Origin of the sequence: Vibrio sp. 10N.261.52.A1, assembly GCF_002876325.1 — a bacterium.
Lineage (GTDB): Bacteria > Pseudomonadota > Gammaproteobacteria > Enterobacterales > Vibrionaceae > Vibrio > Vibrio chagasii.
The window spans coordinates 1-952 of record NZ_MCYD01000210.1 but is presented as its reverse complement, the minus strand read 5'-3'; the positions used below and the strand labels follow the sequence as shown (position 1 = coordinate 952).

The 952-nt window shown below is 43.4% G+C and carries 1 protein-coding gene; it reads right to left on the bottom strand.

Annotation, left to right across the window (positions count from 1 at the left end; genetic code table 11):
* Positions 1–50 precede the first annotated feature (50 nt).
* Complete coding sequence (locus tag BCT81_RS02685) at positions 51–746, bottom strand: NAD-dependent epimerase/dehydratase family protein (RefSeq protein WP_102423168.1); 696 nt, start codon at positions 744–746, stop codon at positions 51–53.
* Between the last annotated feature and the right edge of the window lie 206 nt (positions 747–952).

Sequence of the window (952 nt, the reverse complement as noted above, 5' to 3'; positions counted from 1 at the left end):
ACTGAATGGTATGAGTGGATATTCAACATTATGGTGAATAGGTGAGCTTTTTAGCGATATTTTGCCAATAAATTGAGCATGTCATTGGACGAGTAAATTTCGATATTTTGGAAATTATTTTCGAATAATCGGAACAACATGGCCTGAGCGACATCCTTCGATTGGATAGGGCGTAGGTTTTTGAATTTCCCAAACATAAAAGGCGATAGAAGCGGAAACACGCTTTGTAGCAGTTTTTCGTCGGCTCTTGGTTCTTCTCGTTCGCCAACCAATGGCCCTGGACGTGCAATGAAGAGTTGCTTGAAGCCGATACGCTTTAAGTTCTGCTCCATTTGACCTTTGCATTTGAGGTAGTGTGAATAGGAATCGACGGATGCTCCATAGCTGGATACGACCGCGACTCGTTGCACTCCCAAGAACTTCATCGATTGTGCGACTTGACTGACAAGCTCAACATCTACCTTCCGTAATGCTTCTTTCGAGCCTGCCTTTTTCTTGGTGGTACCTAAGCAGATGACTCCTAGGTTGGGTGTGGTTTTGGTATCGTCCCAACTGGTGACTTGCAGATCACTATGAATCAGCGTGTGGAGTTTTTCTGAGTGGAACTGTGAATCGAGTGCCCTTCGGGACAAAGCGTAAATGTGCTGTATCGCAGGCTCGTTGATGAGCAGGTTCATCACATGATGACCAATCAGTCCGGTAGCACCAGCCACTATGATTGATGTCTTATCTCCAGAAATACTCATAACTATCCCTAACGTTTACGTAAGTCACTGTTTCAATCTAAACCTTCTTGTTCAATGACGAAAACTTGTTCGCTTTTAATGTGAAGGCACTTGCAAATTAAAGACGAGCCATCGGCATTAGCTATAAGAAAATAGTGTTGTGGAAACAAGAAAGCCCGCGTATACGGGCTTAAAGAGATCAGGCAATATAATGAGCGTAATAGATT

What these genes read in the sequence shown, in the direction of transcription:
- BCT81_RS02685 (WP_102423168.1), bottom strand. Translation starts at nt 746, where the DNA reads ATGAGTATTTCTGGAGATAAGACATCAATCATAGTGGCTGGTGCTACC.